Origin of the sequence: Herbaspirillum lusitanum P6-12 (genome assembly GCF_000256565.1) — a bacterium.
Taxonomy (GTDB): domain Bacteria; phylum Pseudomonadota; class Gammaproteobacteria; order Burkholderiales; family Burkholderiaceae_D; genus Herbaspirillum; species Herbaspirillum lusitanum.
In genome coordinates, this window is record NZ_AJHH01000698.1 from 1 (window position 1) to 997 (window position 997).

The window sequence follows — 997 nt, forward strand, 5'->3', positions numbered from 1 at the left end:
GGCGCCTGCAAGGCGCTGACGCTGGTGTGGTACGCCAAGCGCAAGAACATCCCGGTGGAAGACATCCGGATCAGCATCGACCGCGACAACAGCGAAGAACGCCAGGGCGTCTATCGCCTGTCCGCATCCATCAGCCTGAGCGGCGATCTCAGCGAAGCGCAGCGTCAGGAATTGCTGGCCGTGGCCGAGAAATGCCCGGTGCAGAAACTGATGACCAGCGTCAGGACGGAAGTCACCACCACGCTGGCCTGAACCATCCGCCCAGGCGATCAGGCGCCGTCGCTGCACAGCTCCCGCACCAGTCCGCGCAGCCATTTGTGCACCGGGTCGGCGTGGCGGCGCGGATGCCAGCTTTGCGACACTTCCACTTCCGGCGTCGCCAGCGGCAGGCGAAAAATATGCAGCCGCAGATGCTGCATGGCCCAGCGCGCGAACAGTTCCGGCGCAGCGGCGACCATGTCGGACGACGCCGCCATCACCATCGCCGATTGAAATCCCGGCGCCACCAACCGGACCTTGCGTTGCAGTCCGCGCGCTTCCAGCGCATCGTCAATCGGACCGCTGTTGTGGCCGTGGCGCGAGGCCGAGATGTGCGGCCAGGCGGTGAAGTTGGCGAGACTGATTTTCTTGCGCGCCAGCGGATGATCGGCGCGCACCACGCCGACGAACGGCGTGCGGAACAACAGCTGCGTGTGCAGCTCTTCCGAGGTGTCGTCACCTTCATGCAAAGCGCCCACTTCCAGATCGATGAGGCCGTCGCGCAGGCCGGCCACGTGCTTGTCGGCGCGCGGTAAGAATCGCAGTGAAATGCCGGGCGCTTCCTGCGCCACGCGTTGTGCCAGTCTGGCCGCCCAGGCGCCGGCAAAGCCGTCATTGGTGCGCAATACCATCGTGCGTTCCACCGTCGACAGATCGACCTGATCGGTCATGAAGACCTTGCGCATTTCCTGCGCCAGGGCATCCACCTTGTCGCGCAATTCCAGCGCGCGCTAATCAG

2 protein-coding genes are annotated in these 997 nt (G+C 64.8%); one reads left to right on the top strand and one right to left on the bottom strand.

The annotated features are described in order from the left end of the window. The coding region (locus HLUSI_RS0122750; RefSeq protein WP_016836140.1) for an OsmC family protein at positions 1-252 on the top strand (252 nt) is incomplete at its 5' end. 17 nt (positions 253-269) lie between these two features. Here HLUSI_RS0122750 and HLUSI_RS30210 read toward each other — a convergent pair. After that, positions 270-977, bottom strand: coding sequence for a LysR substrate-binding domain-containing protein (locus HLUSI_RS30210; protein ID WP_016836141.1), 708 nt, complete (start codon positions 975-977; stop codon positions 270-272). Between the last annotated feature and the right edge of the window lie 20 nt (positions 978-997).